The following is a 25,190-nucleotide window of genomic DNA, read 5'->3' on the forward strand; positions in this document are numbered from 1 at the left end:
CGTGGCGATGTCGCGTGTCCGTACCCGGGGAACGGAGATATGCGGTGACCGTATGGTGGCGTGGGGCTGGGTTAGTGTCCGCGGTTGGAGCGGGGGTGCTCATCCTCGGATCCTCGGGGGTGTACGCCGTCCAGATGGACGGGCCGGGCGCGCCGCCCCTCGACCTGGCCGCCGCCGCCGACACCGGTACGTGGGCGCCGGGAAGCCGCGCCGACCAGGCGATCCGCTTCCGCATCCGCCTGCAGGGACCGGGCTCCGACGCGCGGCTGGCGGTCCTGACGACCCCCGCCGAGGCGCTCGCGGGCATCGAGTGCCCTGAGGAGACCAGATCCTCGGCACCCGTACCCAAGGGGGCGGGGGTGTGCGTGATCGGCGCCCTGCCCGCCCGGGGCGGTTCCGTCGACGTGCTGCTCGCCGTGCCGCGGCGCCCGCAGGACGTCACGGTGACAGCCCTGGCCCGGATGAGCGGGCCCGACGGCAAGCCGGTGACGCAGCGGGCCCAGAGCACGATCAAGAGCTCGGACGCGGCGATGCGGCCGGGCGGGGCCGTCGCGGGGCCGGAGACGCTGGAGCACGCCCGCGCCGCGAGGGAGGACAGGTCCGCGGGCGCCCGCGGCGTCGGGGCGCCAGGTGCCGCCAGCATGGTCCTCAGGGTTCCCCGGACGGCCGGGGAGGCCGAGGGCGCTCCCCTGGCCGCACCGGACACCTCGCAGGCCGCAGAGGCCGCAGAGGCCGCAGAGGCCGCGGAGGCCGCGGAGGCACTGAGGGCCGAGCGGCGCACGTCGGCGTTCCTGCTCGATCTTCTCGGAAAGTCGTTCGTTCCCCCGGCCGTGGGGCCGGGCGCGGCGGGTACGGGGGCGAACGGCACCGCCGCGCTTCCGGGCCGGGCGGCTTCCACGCTTCCCGCCGGGCCGGGAACGTCGCCGGGGGCCGGCGCGCCGGTGAGCCCGCGGGCGGGCGCGCTCCCCGGGGACGCGGGAGCGACGGGAGGCCCGGCGGCCTCCGACGAGACGCGGGTCACCGCACCGGGCGGACGGCAGGAGGCCGGATCCCCCGCGGCAGCTCCGGTGGCTCCCGCCCCCGTCCGGGTCCCGGGGGCGGCCGCCGCTCCCGGTCGTCCCGCGGGTCCGGTCACCCCGGGTCTTCCGCCGGAGGGGACGCGGCTTCCAAACGGCACCGTGGCCCCGGGCGTCGCGCCCGAGGCCGCTACCGGCGCGCCGGGTCAGGGGCAGGCCGCCGTGCCGCCGGTGGGAGTGCCCGCCACTCCCACACTTCAGGGACAGAACGGCAGGCACCACTCGGCCGTGGGCTCCCAGACGGGTCGCAAGGCGGCCGGGCGGAAGGCGCGCGGGCAACGGCACGCGGCCGGCCGGTCCGGTGCGCGCGGGCAGGGAGCGGGCCGGTCGGCCCTCCGGCACGCGGGTCCCGGCCAGCTGGGCATCGGCCAGCCGGGAATCGGCCTGCCGATGACCGGTCCGCCCGGGGGACCGCAGACGGGGCCGGGTCTCCAGACGCTCGGCCCGGTCCTCCCGGGGGGCGGTCAGAAGATCGCCGGCCGCCCCGGAGCGCGCCGGCCGGTGGTCGGGCCGATGGTTCCCGGCTATCCGGGGGGCGGCCCGCAGCCCGCCATGCCGGGACAGGGCATGGGCCGGCCGATGATGCCGGGCTATCCGGGGATCGGGCAGCCGGGCATGGGACAGCCCGGCGTGCCGCCGCAGGGGGTGGGCGGGCCGATGGGCGGGCCCCTGCCCCCCGGCCACCCCGGAGCGGGTTACCCGGGAGCGGGTCAGCAGCCGGGCGCACAGCAGATGCCGGGCGGGCCGGGGGCGCCGGGGGCGCCGGGGGCGCAGGGGCCCATGATGCCGCCGGTCTCGATGGGAATGGCGGGGGCGGGCCAGATGCCCGGCCTCGTGAACGGTCTCCAGCTGCCGCAGGCGGGTCCCTTCCCCGCCGCGCAGGTGCCCCTTTCGCAGGACCCGCGCCCGCAGGGCGCACCCCTCCCGCAGGACGTCGACGGCCCGAGCGACCAGGTCCAGCCGGTCGCCGAGTCAAGTCCGCTGCTGACAGGGGTCCGGGGTCTCCCGGCGGTGGGGGCGGCGGTGGGAGCGCTGCTCGGTCTCCTGTGGCTGCAGAGGAGGATCCAGCGCCGCCGCCGGTCGCGACACGTTTTGTAAAACGCGGTTTACTGTTACTTTTGCCCAACTAGTATTTACTTTGACGTGTTCATGGTTGATTTCGCGGAGGGCACCGGTGACGCGAGCACGGCACAGGGCAGCTGTCTCCGCCGTTGTGATGTCCGTGGGACTCAGCGGCGCCGTCCTGCTCGCCCTGGCGCCGCTCACCGGATCCTCCGCGGCCGGCGCGACCGTCAGGGTGATGAGCGTCAACCCGGACCCGTCGCAGATCGAGGGCTGTGACGTCGATCCGGCCGGACCCTGCGAGGAGCCCACGCCGATCGTCACCGTCACGGTCACCGAGGATCCCCAGGGCGGCGTCCCCGAGGAGACCGCGGTACCGCAGAAGACCGTGACCACCACGATCACCGTCCCGGCGTCGCCGAAGCCCCCCAAGCCTCCCAAGACGTCCTCGGCCCCGCCGCCGCCCCCGCAGGAGACGGCCGTGCAGCCGCCGCCGGTCCAGAACACCATGCCTCCGGTGACTCCGCCCGCCGATACCGCTTCGCCGGAGAACAACGACCCCCAGTTCCCGCCGACCAACCCCGAGCCGACCCCGCTTCCCACCGCCTCGCCTACGCCGTCCGACACCGCGACGCTCGACGAGAGCGCCGCGGGCACCTCCGTGTACGAGATCCGCAACGCGGGTTCGGAGTTCGACGGGGCCACGCTGAGCCGCCAGCTCGGCATCCCGGCGCTGATCCTGGTGCTGCTGGTGCTGTTCGCCGTCCTGATCTTCGAGGGCAGGCTGCGCCGCCTGGCGCACGCCGCGGCCATCCGCCGGGCCGGTCCGCGCGGGATGGGCCGCGATCCGATGGAGCCGATGGCCTACCCCGGCGGCCCCGGCTACGGTCCCGGCCCCTACCAGGGCGGCACGGCCTACGCGCCGATCATCAGCTTCGTGCCCATGCAGATGTACGCCCCGGTCTATCCGGAGGGCTACACCCCCGAGCGGTACCCCCACGGGTACGACCAGACGACGGCGTACCTGCCCGCGCCCGGTTACGAGCAGCAGCCGGTCGCCGGCCACAGCGACTCGCACGACTTGCACGACCCGTACGACCCGCAGACCGGTCACGTGCAGCCGGGGAGGCCCGCGCAGGCGTCCTACGGCCCGACGGCCCAGGACGGCTCACCGGCCGCCTTCCAGAGCACCTCGCGGTTCGACTCCGGCGAGGGGCGCCTCCCGCAGGGGGCGCCGGAGTTCCCCGGGGCGCCGTTCCCGCAGGAGCCCGCCCGGGGCGATCTGGCAGCCGACGGTCCGCGAGACGACTTCCGGCCGTTCGGCACCGGTCCCGCTCCCGTTCCCCAGGACGTCTCCGGTCAGGGTCCCTCAACGGGCCGGCCCCTCCCCGGCGGTCCCCGGGACGGCTTCACGCCGTCCGGCGGGGAACCGCAGGGCGACCGGAGCGGGCCGGAGCGTCCCGCGGGGGAGACGGCCAAGCCCTTCGGGCCCGAGCCGCGGGGCGGCCCCGCCCAGGGCCCCGCTGAGACGGGTCCCGGCGACCGGCCCGCCGGTGACGAGCGGCCTCCCGCCGAGCCGACCCCGACGGCGGTCTATCCTCTCCCCGGCCAGGACACCGGCAAGAAGAAGCGCGGCCTCTTCCGCCGTTCCACCTGATCCCGGACGATCCTGACCGTTGTCCCCTGCGGCCCGGTCGTGGACGGAGCGGGCCCAGCGGCGCGGCCGGGGTAAGAGGAACGACGTCACGCCGGAGAAGAGCGACGGCCTGTGCCGACGCGGTTCATGCGGAAGCGGACACGGCGGCTGCCGCATGACCGAGAACGGCGGCGCGGGAGAACGGCGGCGCGAGGAAACAACGGGGTAACACGACGGCGCCGCCCCCGGGAGAATCCGGAGACGGCGCCGTCGTGAGCGGTGGGGAGGGTCAGGTCTTCGAGCCGGAACGCTTGAAGATCTTGTTGCCCAGCCAGACCAGCGGGTCGTACTTGCGGTCGACGACGCGCTCCTTCATGGGGATCAGCGCGTTGTCAGTGATCTTGATGTGCTCGGGGCAGACCTCGGTGCAGCACTTGGTGATGTTGCAGTAGCCGAGACCGTGCTCCTCCTGGGCGGAGTCCTTGCGGTCGGCCACGTCGTACGGGTGCATGTCCAGCTCGGCGATCCGCATCAGGAAGCGCGGACCGGCGAAGTTGGTCTTGTTCTCCTCGTGGTCACGGATGACGTGACAGACGTTGTTGCACATGAAGCACTCGATGCACTTGCGGAACTCCTGGGACCGCTCGACGTCGATCTGCTGCATGCGGAACTCGCCCGGCTTCACGTCGGCCGGAGGGGTGAAGGACGGGATCTCCCTGGCCTTCTGGTAGTTGAACGACACGTCCGTGACCAGGTCCTTGATCACCGGGAACGTCCGCATGGGCGTCACGGTGATCGTCTCCTCCTCGGTGAAGGTGGACATCCGGGTCATGCACCCGAGCTTCGGCCTGCCGTTGATCTCCATCGAGCACGAGCCGCACTTGCCGGCCTTGCAGTTCCAGCGGACGGCCAGGTCGGGGGCCTGGGTGGCCTGGAGCCTGTGGATGATGTCGAGGACGACCTCGCCCTCGTTCACCTCGACCGTGAAGTCCTCGAGCTTGCCCTCGCCGCCCTCGCCCCGCCACACGCGGAACTTCGCCTTGTAACTCATGGTTACTCCTTGGCCAGCGCGTCAAAGGCGGCCAGCTCTTCCTCGGTGATGTACTTCTTCAGCTCGTCGCGGTCGAAGAGCTTGATGAGGTCGTCCCGCATCGGCTGCTGCACCTGCTCCTGCACCGTGACGCCGGAGCCGTCCGGGGTGAGACCGCAGCGCAGGATCTTGGTCCGCCACTCGGACGACATGCCGGGGAAGTCGTCGCGCGTGTGACCGCCACGGCTCTCCTGGCGCAGCAGCGCCGCCTTCGCCACGCACTCCGAGACCAGGAGCATGTTGCGCAGGTCGAGGGCGAGGTGCCAGCCCGGGTTGTAGATGCGGCTGCCGGCCGCGCCGACGCCCTGGGCCCGCTCCTTGAGCTTCTCCACCGCCTCCAGCGCCTCGGAGACCTCCTCGGCCTTGCGGATGATGCCGACCAGCTCGTTCATCGTCCGCTGCAGCTCGTGGTGGACCTCGTACGGGTTCTCGCCCGCGCGCTCCAGCGGGGCCAGCGCCTCCGCGCTCGCCTCGGCCACGGCCTCCTCGGAGATCTTCGGCCGGGCCGCCAGACCGTCCACGTACGAGGCCGCTCCAGCGCCCGCTCGGCGGCCGAACACCAGCAGGTCGGACAGCGAGTTGCCGCCCAGCCGGTTGGAGCCGTGCATGCCGCCGGAGACCTCACCGGCCGCGAACAGGCCGGGCACGTCCGCCGCGCCGGTGTCGGCGTCGACCTCGACGCCGCCCATGATGTAGTGGCAGGTCGGGCCGACCTGCATGGCCTCCTTGGTGATGTCGACGTCGGCCAGCTCCTTGAACTGGTGGTGCATCGACGGCAGCCGCTTGATGATCTCCGCGGCGGGTAGGCGGGTGGAGACGTCCAGGTAGACGCCGCCCTGGGGCGATCCGCGGCCGGCCTTCACCTCGGAGTTGATGGCCCGCGCGACCTCGTCGCGGGGGAGCAGCTCCGGAGGGCGGCGGTTGTTGGCCTGGTCGGTGTACCAGCGGTCGCCCTCCTCCTCGCTGGTGGCGTACTTGTCCTTGAACACCTCGGGGATGTAGTCGAACATGAAGCGCTTGCCCTCGGAGTTTCTCAGCACCCCGCCGTCGCCCCGGACGGACTCGGTGACGAGGATGCCCCGCACCGAGGGCGGCCAGACCATCCCGGTGGGATGGAACTGGATGAACTCCATGTTGATCAGCTTCGCGCCGGCCAGCAGGGCCAGCGCGTGGCCGTCGCCGGTGTACTCCCACGAGTTGGACGTGACCACGTACGACTTGCCGATGCCGCCGGTGGCCAGCACGATCGCGGGGGCGTCGAACAGGATGAGCTTGCCGTTCTCCCGCCAGTAGCCGAAGGCCCCGGAGATCGCGCCGCTCCCGCCGGGACCCGTCTCCTTGAGCAGGCGGGTCACCGTGCACTCCTGGAAGACCTTGATGTACGCCTCGGCGTCGCCGTGGAGCCTCTCGTCCTCCTGCTGGAGCGCGACCACCCGCTGCTGCAGGGTGCGGATCAGCTCCAGGCCGGTGCGGTCGCCGACGTGGGCCAGCCGCGGGTACTCGTGCCCGCCGAAGTTGCGCTGGCTGATCTTGCCGTCCTTGGTGCGGTCGAACAGCGCGCCCCACGCCTCCAGCTCCCAGACCCGGTCCGGAGCCTCCTTGGCGTGCAGCTCGGCCATCCTCCAGTTGTTGAGGAACTTGCCGCCGCGCATGGTGTCGCGGAAGTGCACCATCCAGTTGTCGTCGCTGTTGACGTTGCCCATGGCGGCGGCCGCGCCGCCCTCGGCCATGACCGTGTGCGCCTTGCCGAACAGCGACTTGCAGACGATCGCCGTCCGCTTGCCCTGCTGGCGGGCCTCGATGGCCGCCCGCAGACCCGCACCGCCGGCGCCGATGACGACGACGTCGTATTCGTGACGCTCGATTTCCACAGGAGATCCTTATGCGAACGAGAAGGCGATGATGCCCTTGGCGACCAGGCGCACGTACAGGTCGGCGCCCATGACGGAGAACATGGAGATCAGCGCGAGCTGCGAGTGCCTGGCGTTGAGCTTGGAGACGAATCCCCAGGCCCGGTAGCGGATCGGGTGCTTGGAGAAGTGGTTCAGGCGCCCGGCCGTGATGTGCCGGCAGGAGTGGCACGACAGCGTGTACAGGTTGATCAGGACCGCGTTGACGATCAGGATCCAGGTGCCCAGACCGGCCGGCTTCTCGATGAGGGCCTTCACCGCGTCGTACGCGAGGACGAGGCCGACGACGATCGCCGCGTAGAAGAAGTAGCGGTGGATGTTCTGCAGGATCAGCGGGAACCGCGACTCGCCGGAGTACTTCTTGTGCGGCTCGTTCACCCCGCAGGCCGGGGGCGAGAGCCAGAACCCCCGGTAGTAGGCCTTGCGGTAGTAGTAGCAGGTGAAGCGGAACCCCGCGGGAAGGCCGAGGATCAGCAGGCCGGGAGGCAGGGTGTACCAGTCGCCGAAGGGGGCGAGGCCGAACAGCCGCGCGTCCGGCGGACAGCTCGTCGCCAGACAGGGCGACGCGAACGGCGCGTGATACGGCGATACGAAGTATTTTGTATCAAAGATCGCCCACGTGGCGTAGACGAGGAATGCCGTGAAAATGATGAAAGTGACCAGCGGATAGCGCCACCACTGGTCGGTCCGCAGAGTGCGCTCCTTGATCTGCGCACGTTGCCTTCTGGCCGGGCTCTCGGCCGTTGTCTGGGTCATCGAGACCTCTCCACCTCCCGCGGACCCCGCTCGCCCAGGGGTCCGGGTTGTTTCAGTTGTGCCGCGCGTCCGGGCCATCGTCGCGCCGGCTCACACGTGCGCGCGCATGTTGGTGGGGGATACGTTACGACGGAGCCCAGGGGTTGTGTGTAAGGGGTCTCTCACAATTTCACCGACCCGGTGTGATTCCTGTCACGTTCGCCTGGCAGGAGCCCCTCGCCTGCGACGTCTCACGAGGTGGACGATCACAGGGAGGTCTCGGGAGGTTGTGGAGGCGGCTGTGGCGGATGAGCGACCCCTGTTCTCGCCCCCCGCCCGCGCCCCGGCGGGCTCGCCCGTCGCCCGTGTCCTGGGGAGCTCGCCCGTCGTCCGTGCTTCGGCGGGTTCGCCCGTCGCCCGTGCCCCGGCGGGCCGTCAGTAGTGCTGGCTGGAGTTGGGCAGCTTGACGACGGTCACGAAGAAGTCGTCGATCCGCCGGACCACGCTGATGAACTGGTCGAAGTCGACCGGCTTGGAAACATAGGCGTTGGCGTGCAGGTTGTAGCTGCGCAGGATGTCCTCCTCGGACTCCGACGTGGTCAGCACCACCACCGGGATCCCGCGGAGCTTCTCGTCGGCCTTGATGTCCTGGAGCACCTCCCGGCCGTCCTTGCGGGGCAGGTTGAGGTCGAGCAGGATCAGGTCGGGCCGGGGCGCGTCGGCGTAGTCGCCCTCCTTGCGCAGGAAGGCCATGGCCTGCTCGCCGTCGTTGACCACGTGCAGCTTGTTGCGGACCTTGTTGAGCTCGAAGGCCTCCCGCGTCAGCAGGACGTCGCCCGGGTCGTCCTCGACCAGGAGCACGTCGATCCAGCGCAGGTCATTCATCCATGTCTCCTGTGGGAAGGGTCCAGCGGAAGGTCGTGCCCGGCGTGGCGGTTTTCCCGACGTTCTCGCTGTTCTCGGTCTTTTCGGTGATCGCGGTGCTCTCGGTGCTCTCGGCGTTCTCGGTGTTCTCGGTGGTGCCGGCGCCTTCGGCGCTCTCGGCGGTCCCGCCGCCTCCGGCGTCCCCGGTGTCCACCCAGATGCGGCCGCCGTGGTATTCGACGATCTTCTTGCACAACGCCAGCCCGATGCCCGTGCCCGCGTACACGTCCCGGCCGTGCAGGCGCTGGAAGATGAGGAAGATGCGGTCAGTGTATTTGCTGTCGATGCCGATGCCGTTGTCGGTGCAGGAGAACTCCCACATGTCCCCGTCGCGCCGCACCCCGATGTGGATCACCGGTGGTTCCTGCGAGTGGAACTTGATCGCGTTGCCGATGAGGTTCTGGAACAGCTGGGTCAGCTGCGCCCGGTTGCCGTGCACCTCGGGCAGCTCGTCGTGGGTCACCGTCGCCCCGGCGTCCTCGATGGTGGCGCCGAGGTTGTTCAGCGCGGCCTTGAACGGCACGGTGGCGTCGATCCTGGTGCGCTCGCCGCCCATCCTGCCGACCCGGGAGAAGTCGAGCAGGTCGTTGATCAGCATCTGCATGCGCTTGGCGCCGTCGACGGAGAAGGCGATGTACTGCTTGGCGCGCTCGTCGAGCTGGTCGCCGTAGCGCTGCTCGAGCATCTGGGTGAAACTGGCCACCTTGCGCAGCGGCTCCTGCAGGTCGTGGCTGGCCACGTAGGCGAACTGCTCGAGCTCGCCGTTGGAGCGCTTCAGCTCCGCCGCCTGGTCCTCCAGCTTGCGCCGCGTCTCCGAGGACCGGCGCCACTCGGCGAGGATGCGGCGGCGCATCGCGTCGACATGGCCCGACAGCTCGGACAGCTCGGCCGGGCGATCCACCCTGAGCTTGTGGTCGAAATCGCCCTGGGCGACCGCGCGGACCTGCTGGTTCAGCTCGGCCAGCGGGCGGAGCACCGCGTGCCGCACGATGAGCACCGCGGCGATCCCGGCCACGACGAGCGCCGAGGCCACCCCGATGAGCGCGACGTAGAAGGCCTGCCAGCCGCGGTCGAGCCGGACGACGCCGACCTCGTGCAGCCGGTTCAGGTGGCTCTGGAGGCCGGAGAGGGACTGGCGGACCTCGTTGAACCGGGTGGCGTTGATGGGGGCGTTCTGCCGGGCGGCGTCGGTCTTCAGGGTCGGTACGGCGGCGATGACCTTCTCCGCGTAGTCGCGCCGCCAGGCCTCTCCCGTCGCCTTCAGCCGGATCACCTCGGCGGTGACCGCCTGCCGCTCCGGCATCCGGGGGAGCAGCGTGATGAGCGTGTCCAGCGAGGTCTTCTCCGCGGCGATCGCGTTCCGGTATTCCTGCAGGGAGACTTCCTCGTTGGTCCTGCCGTACGCCCGCACCGAGCTCTCCTGCGAGGTCATCGCGTTGGAGATCTCCAGAAGCCGCAGCGCCGCCGGGTCGACGACGTCGACCAGCGTCTCCCTGGCCTCTCGCGTCTCCTCGATCGACTTGATCGTGACGACGGCGGAGACCATGAAGACCAGCGCGATGCCCACCCCGGCGAGCGTGAACCAGCGTCCCACCGGAAGGTTCCCGAACCCCTTCGCGGGGGTGAACGCGGGCAGGGGGCGAGGACTGGGGCCGCGATCCGGACGCTCCGAAAGGTCCGGACGGCCGGTCATCGTTTTCCGTTTCGGGAGATGAGCACGGTCGCCAGGTCGTCGCTGAGCGCGTCGCGGTTCAGCTCTATGACGCGTTCGATGAGCCGGTCGAGCTCGATCCCGCCCTGCTCCTGGACGAGCCTGAGCAGGCCCTCGGTGCCGAGCAGGTCGGGCCCGCCGCCCACGGTGGCCTCGATCAGGCCGTCGGTGTAGAGCAGCAGCGACCAGTCGTCGCCGAGCGGAACGTCGATCGCCGTCCACTCGACGTCCTGGAAGATTCCCAGCGGGGGCCCCGAGGGGGTGCCGGGCACCACGCCGATCACGCCGTCGCGGATCAGCAGCGGCGGCGGGTGGCCGACCACGTGCATCCGCGCCCGGTCGAGCGTGGGGTCGATCGTGGCGATGCACAAAGTAGTGAAGATCTCCGCGGACTTGCGCTCCAGGCGGAGCACCGACTCCAGGGTGCCGAGCAGCTCGTTGCCGGTGTGCCCGGCCAGGACCAGGGTCCGCCAGGCGATCCTGAGCGCGACACCCAGCGCGGCCTCGTCGGGGCCGTGCCCGCACACGTCGCCGACCACCACGTGGATGGCGCCGTCGGGGCTCTGCACGGTGTCCCAGAAGTCACCGGCCAGAAGGGCGCGCCTGCGCCCCGGCAGGTAGCGGGCCTGGTGGTCCAGGACCCCGGGGGCCAGCAGCGGGACCGGCAGGAGCCCGCGTTCGAGGCGGGAGTTCTCCTTGGTGAGCAGCTCGGCCTCGACCAGCTTGCGCTGGGCCAGGTCGGCGCGCTTGCGCTCTATCGAGTAGCGGATCGCCCGCGCCAGCAGGCGGGCCTCCACGTCCTGTTTGACCAGGAAGTCCTGGGCGCCGGCGGCGACGGCCTCCACGCCGACGTGGGTGTCGTTCAGGCCGGTCAGCACGAGCACGGCGGCGTGCGGAGCCATCGACAGCACCTGCTCCAGCGCCTCGAGGCCGGTCGCGTCGGGCAGGGAGAGGTCGACGAGCACGCACCGCACGTCCTCGGTGAGGCGCTCCCGGCTCTCGGCCATGCTGCGCACCCAAATGATCTTGGGTGGGTTGTCCGCCTCGCTGAGCAGTTCCTCCACGAGGAAGGCGTCGCCCGCGTCGTCCTCGATGAGGAGGAGTGTGAGCGTTTCATTGGCGGGGGCGGTCACTGACGCCTCTTCGTGAGATCGGGAGAACCTGTCGACGCTACGTAGAATAGTGTGACACCGGGACTTAGAGGGTGTTGATCAGTTCCCGTGATCCACGCGACCGATATCGTGACCTGCCGCACGTCAGGAACGCGCCGCAGCGGCCGTCGAGCACCCGTCGAGCACCCCCCGGTCGCCGGGCATCCATGGCCGCTGCCCGGCCGGACGGCCCGCAAACCCCCGCCGTAACACGCGAAGAAAACCCCCGCCGTCACACGCGACGAAATCCCCGCCGTCACACGCGACGAGCGACCGCGCCGCGTGCCGAGGTGACGGTTTCCGGAGCGGATCCGCCGGACGGGGGCCGGCCCTCGGCGACCAGTCCTCGACGATCGACGACCGGTGGCCGGTGGCCGGTTCTCGGTGGTCAGCTCTCGGTGATCAGATCGAGTCCCTGGGGGAGGCTGCCGTCGCGGGCGGCCTCGGTGAGGAAGAGGAGCAGGGTCGAGCGGAAGGCCTGCGCGGCGCGGGTGGGCTCGACGTCCTTGCGGTGCGCGATGGCTATGGTGCGGCGCAGCCCGGGGGGCGCCAGCGGCGTCCCGGACAGTCCCGGGCGGCCGTCCAGCACCATCGAGGGCACCAGCGCGATGCCCAGCCCGGCCTCCACGAAGCGCAGCACGGCGTCCATCTCGCCGCCCTCCACCGCGAACCTGGGCTCGAACCCGGCCTGCCTGCAGGCGCTGAGCGTCGCCTCCCGCAGGTCGTACCCGCGCCTGAACATCACCATCGGCCGCCGCCGCAGCTCCTCGATGCGCACGTACGGCCGGCGGGGGTGATCGTTCGAGGGGGAGGCGACGACGAGGTTCTCCCGCAGGATCTCCTCGGTGACGAGGGAGGGGTCGTCGCTGTGCAGCGGCATGATGATCAGCGCCAGGTCGAGCTGGCCGCGGGCGAGGGTGCGGACCAGGTCGCGAGAGCCGCCCTCCTCCACGAACAGCTCGATGCCGGGGTAGGCGTGGTGGAACCTGGCCAGCGCGTCGGCGAGCAGCCCGGCGCAGAGCGAGGGGGTCGCGCCCAGCCGGACCCGTCCCCGGCGCAGTCCCGCGAGCTCGCCGACCTCGCTCCTGGCGGTCTCGGCGTCGGCCAGCATCCTGCGGGCCAGCGGCAGCAGCGCCTCACCCGCCGGGGTCAGCGTGACGTTCCCCCGGGCGCGGCTGAACAGCGGCGCGCCGAGCTCGGCCTCCAGGGCCTTGATCTGCTTGCTCAGCGAAGGCTGGGCGACGCGCATCCCCTCGGCGGCCTGGGTGAAGTGCCGGGCCTCGGCGACCGCCACGAAGTAGGCGAGTTGCTGGAGCTGCACGTTTCCCTAGCGTAGGGGCTCCTCCGCGTACGGCTCCCCTGGTATGCGCGTCGCCGGGGGTGCGAGTCGCCGGGCGGGTGAGGCCCTGGGCGTCGAGGATCCGCCGGGGACCTTGAGCGCCTGGGGTCCCGGACGCGGGACCCATAGCGCACGGGCCCCGCGGTCTCGGATCCGGGACGGGCGGTGGCGTGCGAGACGATGTGAGGCTTTGGCGAGGAAGTTGTGAGATTGCTCGCACCGCAGCGGGGCCATGGGCCTGGAAGCCGCAGGAAAGCAGAGTTAATAGCCACAGGCTATGGAAACCACATCCACGATGACTTGGACGCCGGTAAACCCTCCTACCTAGCGTGACGAGCGTGACTGCCACGATTGAGCGCGGATCCGCCACCGCGTCGGTGAAACCCCCGGCGGACGCCCCAGCCAAGCCGGCTCCGCCCAGGCGGCGGGGCGGCTTCCTCCGCTCCTCCAACGGCAAGAAGGCCGTGATGGCCGTCACGGGCGCCTTGATGGTGCTCTTCCTTGTCGGCCACATGGTCGGAAACCTCAAGAGCTTCTTCGGCGCCGAGTCCTTCAACTCCTACGCGGCCTTCCTGCGGACCGTGGGCGAGCCGATCCTCCCGTACCGCACCCTGCTGACCGCCATCGAGATCGGACTGGTCGTCACGGTCGGGCTGCACATGTGGTCGGCGATCTCCCTGGCCCGGCGGGCGCGCAAGGCCCGTCCGGTCAGGTACGCGGCCAGGCGCAAGTCCCGGGCGAGCGGCTACGCGGTCCACACCATGCGCTACGGCGGCGTCGTCATCGTGCTGTTCGTGGTCTACCACCTGCTGGACCTGACGTTCGGCGTGGCCAACCCAGCGGGCGTGGGCTCCACCCCGTACGAGCGCCTGGTCGAGGGCTTCGCGCCGTCCCGCTGGTGGATCACCCTGTTCTACGTGCTCGCGGTCGTCATGGTCGGCCTGCACCTGCGCCACGGCCTGTGGAGCGCCTTCCAGACGCTCGGCCTGGCGGGCCGCCGCAGCTACCGCTCGCTGAGGGCCGCCGCCACGGGCCTGTCGGCACTGCTGGTCGCCGGCTTCCTCGCGGTCCCGGTCGCGGTCGTCATCGGAGTGATCAAGTGAGCGGGGCCCGGGGTGACGGGCACGACGGCGTACGAGGAGCGGACCTCCCGTACGGCGGACGAGAAGCGGATCTTCCGCATGGCGAGCGAGGAGCGGTGAGCGGGGCATGACCACGGGATACACAGAGGGCGCGCCGATCCGCGACACCAAGGCCCCCGACGGCCCGATCGAGGACCGCTGGGAGAAGCGCAAGTTCGGCGCCAAGCTGGTCAACCCGGCCAACAAGCGCAAGCTCAACGTCATCGTCGTGGGCACGGGGCTGGCGGGCGGCTCGGCCGCCGCGACCCTCGGTGAGCTGGGCTACAACGTCAAGTCCTTCTGCTACCAGGACACGCCCCGGCGCGCGCACTCCATCGCGGCCCAGGGCGGCATCAACGCGGCCAAGAACTACCGGGGCGACGGCGACTCGATCTACCGGCTGTTCTACGACACGGTCAAGGGCGGCGACTTCCGCGCCCGCGAGTCCAACGTCTACCGGCTCGCCCAGGTCAGCGTGAACATCATCGACCAGGCCGTGGCCCAGGGCGTGCCGTTCGCCCGCGAGTACGGCGGCCTGCTCGACACCCGCTCCTTCGGCGGCGCGCAGGTCTCCCGCACCTTCTACGCCAGGGGCCAGACGGGCCAGCAGTTGCTGCTCGGCGCGTACCAGGCGCTGGAGCGGCAGATCGCGGCCGGGACCGTCGAGATGCACACCCGTCACGAGATGCTCGACCTGATCGTCTCCGACGGCCGGGCGCGCGGCGTCATCGTCCGCGACATGGTCACCGGCGAGATCGAGCGGCACCTGGCCGACGCGGTCGTGCTGGCCAGCGGCGGGTACGGCAACGTGTTCTTCCTGTCGACCAACGCCAAGGGCTGCAACACCACGGCGATCTGGCGGGCGCACCGGCGCGGCGCGATGTTCGCCAACCCCTGCTACACCCAGATCCACCCGACCTGCATCCCGGTCAGCGGCGACTACCAGTCGAAGCTGACCCTGATGTCGGAGTCGCTGCGCAACGACGGCCGCGTGTGGGTGCCGCTCGAGCGGGGCGACACCCGCCCGGCCTCGGAGATCCCCGAGGAGGAGCGCGACTACTACCTGGAGCGCATCTACCCGGCGTTCGGCAACCTGGTCCCGCGCGACATCGCCTCCCGCGCCGCCAAGAACGTCTGCGACGAGGGCCGCGGCGTCGGCCCCGGCGGCCTGGGCGTCTACCTCGACTTCGCCGACGCGATCCGCCGCCTGGGCCGCGACGCGGTGGAGAAGAAGTACGGCAACCTCTTCGAGATGTACGAGCGCATCACCGGCGAGGACCCCTACGCCCAGCCGATGCGCATCTACCCGGCCGTCCACTACACGATGGGCGGCCTGTGGGTGGACTACGACCTGCAGTCCACGATCCCCGGCCTGTTCGTGATCGGCGAGGCCAACTTCTCCGACCACGGCGCCAACCGCCTCGGCGCGTCCGCGCTGATGCAGGGCCTGGCCGACGGCTACTTCGTGCTGCCGACCACGATCGGCGACTACCTCGCGAACGGCCCGTACGGCGAGGTCGACGAGGAGGCCGCGGCCGAGGCCGAGGTGGCGGTGCGCGAGAAGATCGCCAGGCTGCTGTCGAACGACGGGGACCGCACCGCGGACTCCTACCACCGCGAGCTGGGCAAGCTCATGTGGGACCACTGCGGCATGGAGCGCACCGAGGAGTCGCTGCGCAAGGCCCTGGAGCGGATCCCCGAGCTGCGCGAGGAGTTCTGGAGGAACGTGAAGGTCTCCGGCGAGGCCGGGGAGCTCAACCAGGCGCTGGAGCGGGCCGGGCGGGTGGCCGACTTCTTCGACCTGGCTGAGCTGATGTGCATCGACGCGCTGCACCGCACCGAGTCGTGCGGCGGCCACTTCCGCGCCGAGTCGCAGGACGCCGACGGCGAGGCCCTGCGCGACGACGAGCACTTCGCCTACGTCGCCGCCTGGGAGTACGGGGAGCAGGGCCCGATCCTGCACAAGGAAGATCTCGACTACGAGTACGTCAAGATGAGCCAGCGGAGTTACAAGTGAATCTCACTCTCAAGGTCTGGCGGCAGCGGGGCCCCGAGGACAAGGGCCGCATGGTCACCTACCGGGTCGAGGACGTGTCCCCGGACATGTCCTTCCTGGAGATGCTCGACGTCCTCAACGAGCGGCTCATCCTGGAGGGCGACGACCCGGTCGCCTTCGACCACGACTGCCGCGAGGGCATCTGCGGCATGTGCGGCATGGTCATCAACGGTGTCGCGCACGGCGAGCAGGTGGCGACCACCACCTGCCAGCTGCACATGCGGCACTTCGAGGACAACGCGGTCATCACCATCGAGCCGTGGCGCGCCGCGCCCTTCCCGGTGGTGAAGGACCTGGTCGTGGACCGCTCGGCGTTCGACCGCATCATCCAGGCGGGCGGCTTCGTCTCCGTCCCGGCGGGATCGGCCCCCGACGCGCACAGCGTCCCGGTGAAGAAGGTCGACGCCGACTCGGCGTTCGACGCGGCCACCTGCATCGGCTGCGGCGCCTGCGTCGCCGCCTGCCCGAACGGCTCGGCCTCCCTCTTCACCGCCGCCAAGATCACTCACCTGGGTCTGCTGCCGCAGGGCCAGCCCGAGCGCGACTCCCGCGCCAAGGCCATGGTCGAGCAGATGGACGCGGAGGGCTTCGGCGGCTGTACCAACACCGGCGAGTGCACGGCGGTCTGTCCCAAGGGCATCCCGCTGGACACCATCGCCCAGATGAACCGCGACTACCTGCGCGCCGCCAAGTAGGTTCCCCGGAGACGGGAGTCGCCCCTGTCGGGGGGCGGCTCCCGTTTCCCGTTCCGGATCGGGGCCGCCCCGGCCCGCCGCCGGCACGAACCGATCGCAGAGGAGAGAACCCGCGATGAGCCCCGAACCGACGTCGCCCCAGGCGGTCGCCGAGCGCATGGTCGAGGTCCCCGCGGGGAGGATCTTCCTGCGGGACGAGGGGACGAAGAGGATCTGGAAGGCCGAGATCGAGGACTTCCGGCTGGCACCGCATCCCGTGACCCGCGAGCTGTACCGCGCCGTCCTGGGCGAGGTGCCCGCGAGCCCGGCGGGTCCCCGGACGCCGGTGACCGAGGTCTCCTGGATGGAGGCGGTCCGGTTCTGCAACCTCCTCTCCCGGGCGGCGGGGCTCGACCCCTGTTACTCGACGGGCGACGACCGCGACGGGCAGGACGTGGTCTGCGACCGGGGGGCCGACGGCTATCGCCTCCCCTCCGAGGCCGAGTGGGAGTACGCGTGCAGGGCCGGGACCTCCGGCGTCCGCTACGGGGAGCTGGACGACATCGCCTGGCACCGGGGGAACTCCGGCGGCGAGGTGCGCGACGTCGCGACCAGGGCGCCGAACGCGTGGGGCCTCCACGACATGATCGGCAACGTGTGGGAGTGGTGCTGGGACGTCTACGACCCCGAGGTCTACGGCCCGTACCGCGTGTTCCGCGGCGGAGGCGCGTACGACCTCCCCCGGGGATGCCGGGCGTCGTGCCGCCGCAAGAGCCACCCGACCTTCCGCGTCGACGACCTCGGGTTCCGCCTCGCCCGATCGCGCTGAGCGCCGAACGCCCGATCGCGCTGAGCGCCGAACGCCCGATCGCGCTGAGCGCCGAACGCCCGATCGCGCTGAGCGCCGAACGCCCGATCGCGCTGAGCGGGGGCGGCGAGCGGGGAACGGGTACGCGCCCACTCGCCGGCCGCGTACCCGACCGCTCGGGACCGGTGGCTCGGTCCGGCACGGCACGCACGGCCTGGCACGGCACTCACGGCTAGCCGAGCTCGGCGACGATCTCCTGTCGCAGCCTCGCGGCGTCGAGGCCCGCGTCGGCCAGCACCTTGCTGCCCAGACCCTGCCCCTCGCGCAGGATGCCCAGGAGGATGTGGCCGTCGCCGATGTAGTTGTGCTTGAGGCTGATGGCCTCGCGCAGGGACAGCTCCAGGGTCTTCTTCGCCCGGGGGCTGAAGGGGACGTGGAAGCCGCCGAACACGCGGCCCCGCCGATCGGTGCCGGGCCTGCGGTCCAGGGCGCCCGGCCCGAAGGCCGCCTCCACCTTCTCCCTGATCGCCGACAGGTCGATGCCGATCGACTCCAGCGCCTCGGCGTCGAGCGCGTCGCCCGGCTTCTGCGGGGTGAGGCGGACGACCGACCGGTAGGCGCCGTCGTGGTCGAGGCCGTGACGGCCCAGCACCCGGGCGGAGAGACTTTCCGGCTGGTCGAGCAGGCCGAGCAGGATGTGCTCGGTGCCGATGACGTCGTGCCGCAGCCTGCGGGCGTTCTCCTGTGCGAGGGTCACCGCCTGGCGGGCCTCGCGGTGGAACCGTTCGAACATCGCTATCTCTCCCGTCTCAGCAAACCTCGGCCACCCGCGTACTTCTTGTGCACCGCCTGCCGGGTCACTTCCAGACAGTGCGCGATCTCCTGCCAGGACCAGCCCTGGTCCCGTGCGTTCTCCACCTGCAGGGCCTCCAGCCGGTCGACCAGCGTCCGCAGTGCCCGCACGGCTCGCAGGCCCACGGCGGGATCGCGGCTACCGGCGTCGGATGCCAGTTGCGCCGTATCACTCATGGTGTCAATCTAAGTTGACGCGAGCCTTTTGTCAACCCTGATTGACGACGACACGCCCGAGGATCGAAAATGATTTGCCTGGTCAGCGCGGAGTTTGTAACCCTTGCAGGGCTATGCGCTCCTTACCCGCCGCCGATCCCGGCGTTCCCGACGCCCGCAGCCCGATCAGATACCTGCGGTGGGTGGCCCGCATGCAGGGGGGCCCGCTGCTTCTCGGCATCGTCTACGCCGTCCTGTGGTGGCTCGCGATGGCGCTCGTGCCGTACGCCATGGGCGAGGGGATCGACGCCATCAGGGCCAGGGACGTGCCGTCCCTGACGACCTGGGGCGGGGTGGTGCTCGCCCTGGGAGTCGCGCAGGCCGTCACGGGCGTCCTGCGCCACCGGATGGCCGTCTACAACTGGCTGGCCGCCGCCTACCGGACCGTCCAGGTCACCGTCAGGCAGTCGACCCGGCTGGGCGCGACCCTGCCCAAGCGCATGTCCACCGGCGAGGTGGTCAGCGTCGGCAACTCCGACATCGCCCACATCGGCAACGCGGTCGACATCCTGATCCGGGGCAGCGGCGCGATCGTCGCCATCGCCGTCGTGACCGTCATCCTGATGAGCAGCTCGCAGCCGCTGGGCCTGGCGGTCCTGGTGGGCCTGCCCCTCATGGCGGTCGCCGTCGCCCCCATGCTCAGGCCGCTGCACCGCCGCCAGAACGCCCACCGCGACCTGCAGGGCGACCTCTCCACCCGCGCCGCCGACATCGTCACCGGCCTGCGGGTGCTGCGCGGCATCGGCGGCGAGCGGGTCTTCGCCGACCGTTACGGCGCCGAGTCCCAGCGGGTGCGGCACGCGGGCGTGCGGGTGGCCTCCGTCGAGTCCATGCTGGAGGGCGCGCAGGTCCTGCTGCCGGGGCTGCTGATCACCGGCGTGATCTGGCTCGGCGCGACCCTCGCGACGCGCGGCGAGATCAGCGTCGGCCAGCTCGTCGCCTTCTACGGCTACGCCGCCTTCCTGATCGCCCCCGTGCGCACCCTCACCGAGGCCGCCGACAAGCTGACCAAGGGGCACGTCGCCGCCCGCAGGGTGGTGCGCATCCTCTCGCTGCGGCCCGAGGTGGAGGGCGGCACCGGCCGCTCCGAGGGCGGCCTGCTGCGCGACGTGGCCTCCGGGGTCGCCGTGCGCCCCGGCGTGCTCACCGCCGTCGCGGCGGCCGCCCCCGAGGAGGCGGCGGCCATCGCCGACCGGCTCGGCCGCTACAGCGAGGGCGACGTCGACTTCGGCGACGTGGCGCTGGAGACCCTGCCGATCTCCGAGGTGCGGCGCCGGATCCTCGTCGCCGACAACGACGCCAAGCTGTTCGCCGGGGTGCTCAGGGAGGAGCTCGACGTCACCGGCCGGGCCACGGCCGAGGAGCTCGATCAGGCACTGAGCGCCGCGTGCGCCGAGGACATCGTCGAGGCGCTGCCCGGCGGTCTCGACGGGCGCGTCGCGGAGGCGGGCCGGGAGTTCTCCGGCGGCCAGCAGCAGCGGCTCCGGCTCGCCAGGGCGCTCACCCTCGACCCGGAGGTGCTCATCCTCATCGAGCCCACCAGCGCGGTCGACGCCCACAGCGAGGCGCGCATCGCCGACCGGCTGGCCAAGGCCCGCGCCGGCAAGACCACGCTGGTCTGCACGACCAGCCCGCTGGTGCTCGACCGCACCGACCACGTCGTCTACGTCGAAGGAGGCGTCGTGCGCGCCGAGGGCACGCACCGGGAGCTGCTCGCCGCCCACCCGGGTTACACCGCCGTCGTCACCCGGGGGGAGGCGTCATGAGCAGGCAGATCCTGCCCGTCGCCGACCGGGCGCAGGTCCGGGCGTACGCCCGCAGGCTCACCCTGAAGTACCCCCGCGATCTGACCGTCGCCCTGCTCCTGCACGCCCTGGCCGCCGTCGCGGGCCTGGCGGTGCCGTGGCTGCTCGGCGGCCTCGTCCAGGGCGTCCACACCGGCTCCGGGGTCGATGTCACCCAGGTGTCGCTCGCCATCGGCGGCTTCGTGGTCGCCCAGGCGGTGCTGGTCAGGTTCGCCGTCTACGCCTCCTCCAGGCTCGGCGAGAAGGTCCTCGCCGAGCTGCGCGAGGAGTTCGTCGGGCGGGTGCTCGGCCTGCCGCTGTCCACGGTGGAGCGTGCCGGATCCGGCGACCTGATCTCGCGGACCTCGCGCGACGTCGACTCGCTGTCGCGCACCGTGCGGCACGCCGTGCCCGAGACGCTGATCGCGCTGGTCACCTGCGTGATCACCGTCGGCGCGCTGCTGCTGGTCGGGCCGCTGCTCATGCTGCCCTCGCTGATCGCCGTCCCCCTCCTGTGGATCTCCACCCGCTGGTATCTCAAGCGGGCCAGGGACGGCTATTTGCGCGAGAGCGCGGCGTACGCCGACATGACCGACGGCCTGGCCGAGACGGTCAACGGCGCCCGCGCCGTGGAGGCCCTGGGCCTGCAGCGGCGGCGGCATCAGCGCACCGACGCCGACATCGCCGAGTCGTGGGCGGCCGAGCGCTACACGATGAGGCTGCGCACGGTCTGGTTCCCGTCGGTCGAGCTCGGTTACGTGATCCCGATCGTGGCGACGCTGGTCATCGGCGGCCTCTTCTACGTTCAGGACTGGGCCTCACTGGACCAGGTCACCACCGCCACGCTGTACGTCCAGCAGCTCATCGACCCGCTCGACCGGCTGCTCATGTGGATCGACGAGCTCCAGGTCGGCGGTGCCTCCATGGCCCGCCTGCTGGGCGTCGCCGAGGTGCCCGACGACCGCGAGACCGGTTCCACCGCCCCCGAGGGCAGCGAGCTGAGGGCCGACGACGTCCGCTACGCCTACCGCGAGGGCCACGACGTGCTGCACGGCATCGACCTGACGGTCAGACCGGGCGAGCGGCTGGCCATGGTCGGCCCGTCAGGAGCCGGCAAGTCCACGCTGGGCCGCCTGCTCGCGGGCGTCCACGGCCCCCGCACCGGCGCGGTCACGGTCGGCGGCACCCCGTTGGTCGAGCTGCCCCTGGAGGACCTGCGCGGCCATGTCGCCCTGGTGACCCAGGAGCACCACGTCTTCCGGGGCACCGTGCGCGACAACGTGCTCATCGCCCGGCCCGACGCCGACGACGCGCGGGTCCGCGAGGTGCTGGAGGCCGTCAACGCCTGGGAGTGGGTCGAGGCCCTGCCCGAGGGGCTCGACACGGCCGTCGGCTCCGGCGGCGAGCCCGTCCCCGCGGCCCAGGCGCAGCAGCTGGCCCTGGCCCGGCTGGTCCTGGCCGACCCGCACACCCTCGTCCTCGACGAGGCCACCTCGCTGATCGACCCCCGCGCCGCCCGCCACCTGGAACGCTCGCTGGCCGCCGTCCTCGACGGCCGTACGGTCATCGCCATCGCCCACCGCCTCTACACGGCCCACGACGCCGACCGCGTCGCGGTGGTGGAGGACGGCCGCATCAGCGAGCTCGGCTCCCACGACGAGCTGGTCGCGGCGGGGGGCTCGTACGCGGCGCTGTGGAGCAGCTGGCACGGCACGTCCCGGTGAGAGCGGGTTTCCTGTGACTCTCGCCGGGACGCGCGGGCACAGATCCGCGCCAGACTTTCGGAAGCGGTGGGACGCGACCGTCGGACCCCTCCTGACGCACCGGCAGATGTGATCTCCGCCCAGATCACCTTTCCGTCCACCGGGGGCACCATGCCGAACCCGCCGGCACGGTGCGCCACGAGATACAGGCCGCGCCCATCGCACGCTTCGAAGGAGTCGTACGCGATTCCAAGGCCACGGACATGCTCGCCATCATGTTCTCCGTCATGGCCCGGTCGCGGTTCCTCGATGTCGTGAAGGCCGGGATCGCGGATCACGAACTTGTGGCATCTCCGCAGGACAAAGCAGAACCGTACGACTTAGATCTTTCCGGCGTGACATGGCTGGGCGCCGCCGGAAGCGGTCCCGTCGATCGTGTCGAGACAGCTCACCCACCAGGCGGGGCGACCGCGCCGCGCCGTTCGGAGGTGGAGACGACCCTGCGCCACACCTGTACGGAATGGATCGCTTTCAGGCGGGGTCCTCGGGCCGGGGAATTCGACGTGTCGACAGCCGTGTGATGTTGGAAGCCGTTCCCGCCCTTGCTGTGCGGCGAGATCCTATTCGTGAGCCGGGGGCTCCAGCGCGGACCGGAGCCCCACATCCTCAAGGAGCCATGACACATGACAGATGATCCGCACCTCTATGACCTCCTCGACGAATACGACCTCGACAACGAGGATTTCGGCTTCCGCGCGGCCTGGTGTGAAGGCCTGACCGCTGAGGAGGCCGTGCGCCGCCTTCGAGCGGACCCCGACACCGCTTACGCGTCCACTATTGACGAGCTGATGCACGAAGAGGAAGAGGGGGACTCCGATTTCGATGAGGGTGCGGTCCTTATCGGCCCAGCCGGGACCTGGACGATGATCCTGCAGCTCAACGGACTGGACTGCACTCGATATTCGACACTTGAGGCATTGTCCGCCGGGGGCGGGCGAGCGGTTGGAATCGGATGGAACGCCAATGGTGACGAGCGGCTGACCTACGCAGAAGACGGGCGCGTCTTGGTCTCAATGGACTTCACGTTTCCGGAGGACCGCAGCGGGCCTGATCGCCAGGCGCTCGACTCGTACATGGAGGGGCTTGCCCTCGGATACGAAGAGGGCGCCGATATCGAGGAGAGCATCAACGCCGCCTTGACGCTGATCGGCCGACTCACCGGACATCCCATCGATCGTGACTGGATCGAGGCCAGTCACACGTTCTACGTGATCCCCAAGGACGCGTGGGCCCTCCAGTCGTAGGCGTGGGACCTCGCGACCCGCGAGGTCCCACCGCCGTCGGCTCGAATCCGCCGGTGCGGCCACTTCCGCCCTCGCTGACGAAGACGGTATTACGTCGCGACCGGAGACGGCCGGGGGCAATCGCGCCGCGCACCTCCTGGGACGCGCAGTTCCCCGGTCTACCTGCGCCGGGGCGGCGTGGAGGGGCTCGCCGCCGACGCGCTCGACCTGGCCGGTACCGAACCGTGGCCGATTCCCGACACCGGCACGATCGAGGGGGAACTGCGCGAACTCACCTGCCCGGTACCGCGGAGACGAGCGCCGGGCGGGTGAACGTCCCCGGTCAGGCGGCTTCAAGGATCTCGCGGGTCAGGGGGCGGCGAGGATCGGGACCTTGCGCTGGATGAGGTCGGCGAGGGCGGCGTGGCCCTGCCGGTTGAGGTGCAGCACCGCGACGCCGCCCTCCTGCCCGGGGGCGAGGGCGTCGAATCCCCGGTAGAACGGGTCGGTGGACTCGCACAGCGAGTGCCCGGCGAACTCGGGGCGCAGGGTCGTCGAGTTCAGGTGAGGGCCGACGAACCGGACGTCGACCCCGCGTGCCCTGGCGGCCTGCGCGCTCCTGGACAGGGTCGCGTCCAGCGCGCCGGAGACCTTCGCCCCCGCCAGGCGCTCCTCGGCGCTGAGGACACCGGCGTCGCAGATCGGGTCGAGCGGTACGCCGGTGGCGTTCTGACCGTTGGTGACCGCCCTGCCGTACCCGGTCATGACGATCTGGGCGCGGGGGCTGCGGCGCTTGATCTCGGTGAGGAGGCCGCTCAGGGACCGCCTCAGGGCGGGCATGCGGTCGAGGATCGCCGTGGTGGGCGCGCCCGCGCAGTCCGCCTGGACGCACACGCCGCCGTATCCGGCGAAGTCGATGTCGTTGCCGCCGATGTTCAGCGTCACCAGATCGGTGCTCCGGCGGAGCGCGTCAAGTTGCGGGGGCTCTCCCTTGAACGGCTGCCGCAGATCCTGGACGGCCGCGCCGCTGCACATGACGTTGGCGAATCTCACATTCGTGCCGCGCTGCCGGAGCCGCTCGACGAGGATCGTGGAGGCGGAGTTGCGGCTGCGGTAGCAGATCCCCTCGGTGCCCGGCTCGTAGTCCCCGGCCCCCGTGCCGGCTCCGTAGGAGTCGCCCAGCGCCACCACGTCGAAGGACCGTGTGACACCGGCCGCGGCGGGGGCCGCCGTGCCCGCCGTCAGCCCGGCGGCCATGACGAGGCCGGTGAGGCCCGCGACGATTCTTGTGCGAGTGACCATCATCAGTGGTGCATCCTCCCGTGAAGACGACGAAGGCCACGGCGACAGGAACTACCCCACCCCCGTGGCGCCTCCCCCTGCGAAGCGTGGATTCGCGCCGGTGCGTCCGTGGTCCGGAACCTGGCCTGGAAACCAGGGAATCCCGTCGGCTGTACGGACCACTCGCGACCGGTTTGGGCACTTATGTTAGGACCGTCGTGTTGACGAAATCTTGAAAGACGGCAAATCCGGTATAGCGGGCCGTCCGCAATGGCCGGGGAGGCGTGCCTGGCGCGGCAGAAAGCTCTTCAGCCCGAGAAGCTACACTCTCGCCCCATGGGTATAGGCCGCATCCTTTTTCTCACCTTCGGCTGCATAGTGCTGTGCATAGCCTTTTTGCTGGCCATGGAGGAGGAGGACCCCATGAACATGCCACGGGCACAGGTCTTCGCGCTGGGGGGCATCGCGTTGATGGTCGCCGGCGCCGCCTGCGGAGCTGCCGAGCGCCGGACCGCTCGGCTCCCGCAGCCTCCCCCGCAGCCCCCGGCTCCGCAGCACTACCCGCCGCAGGGGCACAACCCTCAGCAGGGTTACGCCCCGCAGGGCTACATCGCCCCGCAGGGCCACAACCTCCAGCAGGGCTACATCGCCCCGCAGGCGTACAACCCGCAGCAGCAGGGCTACACCGTTCCGCTCCCTCCCGGCCAGAACCACTGACGCCCTCGGTAAGGCTCAGGACCTGACGCCCTCGGTAAGGCTCAGGACCAGAGCCTTACCG

The 25,190-nt window shown here is 71.0% G+C and carries 21 protein-coding genes; 11 read left to right on the forward strand and 10 right to left on the reverse strand.

Going from position 1 to position 25,190, the window contains the following annotated elements; genetic code table 11:
- Positions 1–95 precede the first annotated feature (95 nt).
- Positions 96–2,174 (forward strand): hypothetical protein, encoded by a 2,079-nt coding sequence (locus AB0F88_RS19160; RefSeq protein ID WP_362685193.1) that lies wholly within the window; start codon positions 96–98, stop codon positions 2,172–2,174.
- Between the two features lie 118 nt (positions 2,175–2,292).
- Complete coding sequence (locus AB0F88_RS19165) at positions 2,293–3,795, forward strand: hypothetical protein (RefSeq protein ID WP_362685196.1); 1,503 nt, start codon at positions 2,293–2,295, stop codon at positions 3,793–3,795.
- A 268-nt stretch (positions 3,796–4,063) separates the two neighbouring features.
- Here the strand turns inward: AB0F88_RS19165 and AB0F88_RS19170 are convergent, their stop codons facing one another.
- The 7 genes from AB0F88_RS19170 to AB0F88_RS19200 all read right to left on the reverse strand — a co-directional run bounded on the left by AB0F88_RS19170 (position 4,064) and on the right by AB0F88_RS19200 (position 12,616).
- Complete coding sequence (locus AB0F88_RS19170) at positions 4,064–4,825, reverse strand: succinate dehydrogenase/fumarate reductase iron-sulfur subunit (protein WP_362685199.1); 762 nt, start codon at positions 4,823–4,825, stop codon at positions 4,064–4,066.
- Between the two features lie 2 nt (positions 4,826–4,827).
- Entirely contained in the window at positions 4,828–6,735 is a 1,908-nt protein-coding gene (locus AB0F88_RS19175; RefSeq protein WP_362685202.1) for a fumarate reductase/succinate dehydrogenase flavoprotein subunit, read from the reverse strand.
- A gap of 9 nt (positions 6,736–6,744) precedes the next feature.
- Positions 6,745–7,530 carry a hypothetical protein gene (locus tag AB0F88_RS19180; RefSeq protein ID WP_362685205.1) on the reverse strand — a complete coding sequence of 262 codons (786 nt, stop codon included), beginning with the start codon at positions 7,528–7,530 and terminating at the stop codon, positions 6,745–6,747.
- A 414-nt stretch (positions 7,531–7,944) separates the two neighbouring features.
- The gene (locus tag AB0F88_RS19185; RefSeq protein ID WP_362685208.1) at positions 7,945–8,394 is read right to left on the reverse strand and encodes a response regulator; all 450 of its coding nucleotides are present in this window, start codon (positions 8,392–8,394) and stop codon (positions 7,945–7,947) included.
- Positions 8,387–10,027, reverse strand: coding sequence for an ATP-binding protein (locus AB0F88_RS19190; RefSeq protein WP_362685211.1), 1,641 nt, complete (start codon positions 10,025–10,027; stop codon positions 8,387–8,389). The genes AB0F88_RS19185 and AB0F88_RS19190 overlap by 8 nt, the downstream gene beginning before the upstream one ends.
- A 95-nt stretch (positions 10,028–10,122) precedes the next feature.
- Positions 10,123–11,277 carry a SpoIIE family protein phosphatase gene (locus AB0F88_RS19195; RefSeq protein WP_362685214.1) on the reverse strand — a complete coding sequence of 385 codons (1,155 nt, stop codon included), beginning with the start codon at positions 11,275–11,277 and terminating at the stop codon, positions 10,123–10,125.
- Positions 11,278–11,683: 406 nt separating this feature from the next.
- Positions 11,684–12,616 carry a LysR family transcriptional regulator gene (locus AB0F88_RS19200; protein WP_362685217.1) on the reverse strand — a complete coding sequence of 311 codons (933 nt, stop codon included), beginning with the start codon at positions 12,614–12,616 and terminating at the stop codon, positions 11,684–11,686.
- Between the two features lie 356 nt (positions 12,617–12,972).
- On the opposite strand from AB0F88_RS19200, the gene AB0F88_RS19205 reads away from it, so the two are divergent.
- From AB0F88_RS19205 to AB0F88_RS19220, 4 genes are all read left to right on the forward strand, one after another.
- On the forward strand, positions 12,973–13,737 hold the full coding sequence (locus tag AB0F88_RS19205; protein ID WP_362685220.1) for a succinate dehydrogenase cytochrome b subunit: 765 nt from the start codon (positions 12,973–12,975) through the stop codon (positions 13,735–13,737).
- Between the two features lie 106 nt (positions 13,738–13,843).
- A complete protein-coding gene (locus tag AB0F88_RS19210; RefSeq protein ID WP_362685223.1) occupies positions 13,844–15,772 on the forward strand; it encodes a fumarate reductase/succinate dehydrogenase flavoprotein subunit in 1,929 nt (642 codons plus the stop codon).
- The gene (locus AB0F88_RS19215) at positions 15,769–16,506 is read left to right on the forward strand and encodes a succinate dehydrogenase/fumarate reductase iron-sulfur subunit (RefSeq protein ID WP_362685225.1); all 738 of its coding nucleotides are present in this window, start codon (positions 15,769–15,771) and stop codon (positions 16,504–16,506) included. The genes AB0F88_RS19210 and AB0F88_RS19215 overlap by 4 nt, the downstream gene beginning before the upstream one ends.
- A gap of 115 nt (positions 16,507–16,621) precedes the next feature.
- A complete protein-coding gene (locus AB0F88_RS19220) occupies positions 16,622–17,314 on the forward strand; it encodes an SUMF1/EgtB/PvdO family nonheme iron enzyme (RefSeq protein WP_362685228.1) in 693 nt (230 codons plus the stop codon).
- Positions 17,315–17,525: 211 nt separating this feature from the next.
- Here AB0F88_RS19220 and AB0F88_RS19225 read toward each other — a convergent pair whose 3' ends face one another.
- On the reverse strand, positions 17,526–18,086 hold the full coding sequence (locus AB0F88_RS19225; protein ID WP_362685231.1) for a Clp protease N-terminal domain-containing protein: 561 nt from the start codon (positions 18,084–18,086) through the stop codon (positions 17,526–17,528).
- A gap of 2 nt (positions 18,087–18,088) precedes the next feature.
- Complete coding sequence (locus AB0F88_RS19230) at positions 18,089–18,322, reverse strand: RNA polymerase subunit sigma-70 (RefSeq protein ID WP_362685234.1); 234 nt, start codon at positions 18,320–18,322, stop codon at positions 18,089–18,091.
- A 113-nt stretch (positions 18,323–18,435) separates the two neighbouring features.
- Between AB0F88_RS19230 and AB0F88_RS19235 the strand changes: the two genes are divergently transcribed.
- The 4 genes from AB0F88_RS19235 to AB0F88_RS19250 all read left to right on the forward strand — a co-directional run bounded on the left by AB0F88_RS19235 (position 18,436) and on the right by AB0F88_RS19250 (position 23,152).
- On the forward strand, positions 18,436–20,127 hold the full coding sequence (locus tag AB0F88_RS19235; protein ID WP_362685237.1) for an ABC transporter ATP-binding protein: 1,692 nt from the start codon (positions 18,436–18,438) through the stop codon (positions 20,125–20,127).
- Positions 20,124–21,869: an ABC transporter ATP-binding protein gene (locus tag AB0F88_RS19240; RefSeq protein WP_362685240.1), complete on the forward strand. Its 1,746-nt coding sequence runs from the start codon at positions 20,124–20,126 to the stop codon at positions 21,867–21,869. The genes AB0F88_RS19235 and AB0F88_RS19240 overlap by 4 nt, the downstream gene beginning before the upstream one ends.
- A 242-nt stretch (positions 21,870–22,111) precedes the next feature.
- Complete coding sequence (locus AB0F88_RS19245; protein ID WP_362685243.1) at positions 22,112–22,429, forward strand: hypothetical protein; 318 nt, start codon at positions 22,112–22,114, stop codon at positions 22,427–22,429.
- A gap of 102 nt (positions 22,430–22,531) precedes the next feature.
- Positions 22,532–23,152 carry a DUF6461 domain-containing protein gene (locus tag AB0F88_RS19250; protein WP_362685246.1) on the forward strand — a complete coding sequence of 207 codons (621 nt, stop codon included), beginning with the start codon at positions 22,532–22,534 and terminating at the stop codon, positions 23,150–23,152.
- Between the two features lie 348 nt (positions 23,153–23,500).
- Here the strand turns inward: AB0F88_RS19250 and AB0F88_RS19255 are convergent, their stop codons facing one another.
- The gene (locus AB0F88_RS19255; RefSeq protein ID WP_362685249.1) at positions 23,501–24,433 is read right to left on the reverse strand and encodes an SGNH/GDSL hydrolase family protein; all 933 of its coding nucleotides are present in this window, start codon (positions 24,431–24,433) and stop codon (positions 23,501–23,503) included.
- Between the two features lie 402 nt (positions 24,434–24,835).
- Here AB0F88_RS19255 and AB0F88_RS19260 point away from each other — a divergent pair, with 402 nt between their 5' ends.
- Entirely contained in the window at positions 24,836–25,129 is a 294-nt protein-coding gene (locus AB0F88_RS19260; RefSeq protein ID WP_362685252.1) for a hypothetical protein, read from the forward strand.
- Positions 25,130–25,190 lie beyond the last annotated feature (61 nt).

Source organism: Streptosporangium sp. NPDC023963, assembly GCF_040639135.1.
Lineage (GTDB): Bacteria > Actinomycetota > Actinomycetes > Streptosporangiales > Streptosporangiaceae > Streptosporangium.

What these genes read in the sequence shown, in the direction of transcription:
- AB0F88_RS19165 (WP_362685196.1), top strand. Translation starts at nt 2,293, where the DNA reads ATGTCCGTGGGACTCAGCGGCGCCGTCCTGCTCGCCCTGGCGCCGCTC.
- AB0F88_RS19170 (WP_362685199.1), bottom strand. Translation starts at nt 4,825, where the DNA reads ATGAGTTACAAGGCGAAGTTCCGCGTGTGGCGGGGCGAGGGCGGCGAG.
- AB0F88_RS19180 (WP_362685205.1), bottom strand. Translation starts at nt 7,530, where the DNA reads ATGACCCAGACAACGGCCGAGAGCCCGGCCAGAAGGCAACGTGCGCAG.
- AB0F88_RS19185 (WP_362685208.1), bottom strand. Translation starts at nt 8,394, where the DNA reads ATGAATGACCTGCGCTGGATCGACGTGCTCCTGGTCGAGGACGACCCG.
- AB0F88_RS19210 (WP_362685223.1), top strand. Translation starts at nt 13,844, where the DNA reads ATGACCACGGGATACACAGAGGGCGCGCCGATCCGCGACACCAAGGCC.
- AB0F88_RS19220 (WP_362685228.1), top strand. Translation starts at nt 16,622, where the DNA reads ATGAGCCCCGAACCGACGTCGCCCCAGGCGGTCGCCGAGCGCATGGTC.
- AB0F88_RS19225 (WP_362685231.1), bottom strand. Translation starts at nt 18,086, where the DNA reads ATGTTCGAACGGTTCCACCGCGAGGCCCGCCAGGCGGTGACCCTCGCA.
- AB0F88_RS19230 (WP_362685234.1), bottom strand. Translation starts at nt 18,322, where the DNA reads ATGAGTGATACGGCGCAACTGGCATCCGACGCCGGTAGCCGCGATCCC.
- AB0F88_RS19235 (WP_362685237.1), top strand. Translation starts at nt 18,436, where the DNA reads ATGCGCTCCTTACCCGCCGCCGATCCCGGCGTTCCCGACGCCCGCAGC.
- AB0F88_RS19240 (WP_362685240.1), top strand. Translation starts at nt 20,124, where the DNA reads ATGAGCAGGCAGATCCTGCCCGTCGCCGACCGGGCGCAGGTCCGGGCG.
- AB0F88_RS19245 (WP_362685243.1), top strand. Translation starts at nt 22,112, where the DNA reads ATGCTCGCCATCATGTTCTCCGTCATGGCCCGGTCGCGGTTCCTCGAT.
- AB0F88_RS19250 (WP_362685246.1), top strand. Translation starts at nt 22,532, where the DNA reads ATGACAGATGATCCGCACCTCTATGACCTCCTCGACGAATACGACCTC.
- AB0F88_RS19255 (WP_362685249.1), bottom strand. Translation starts at nt 24,433, where the DNA reads ATGGTCACTCGCACAAGAATCGTCGCGGGCCTCACCGGCCTCGTCATG.
- AB0F88_RS19260 (WP_362685252.1), top strand. Translation starts at nt 24,836, where the DNA reads ATGAACATGCCACGGGCACAGGTCTTCGCGCTGGGGGGCATCGCGTTG.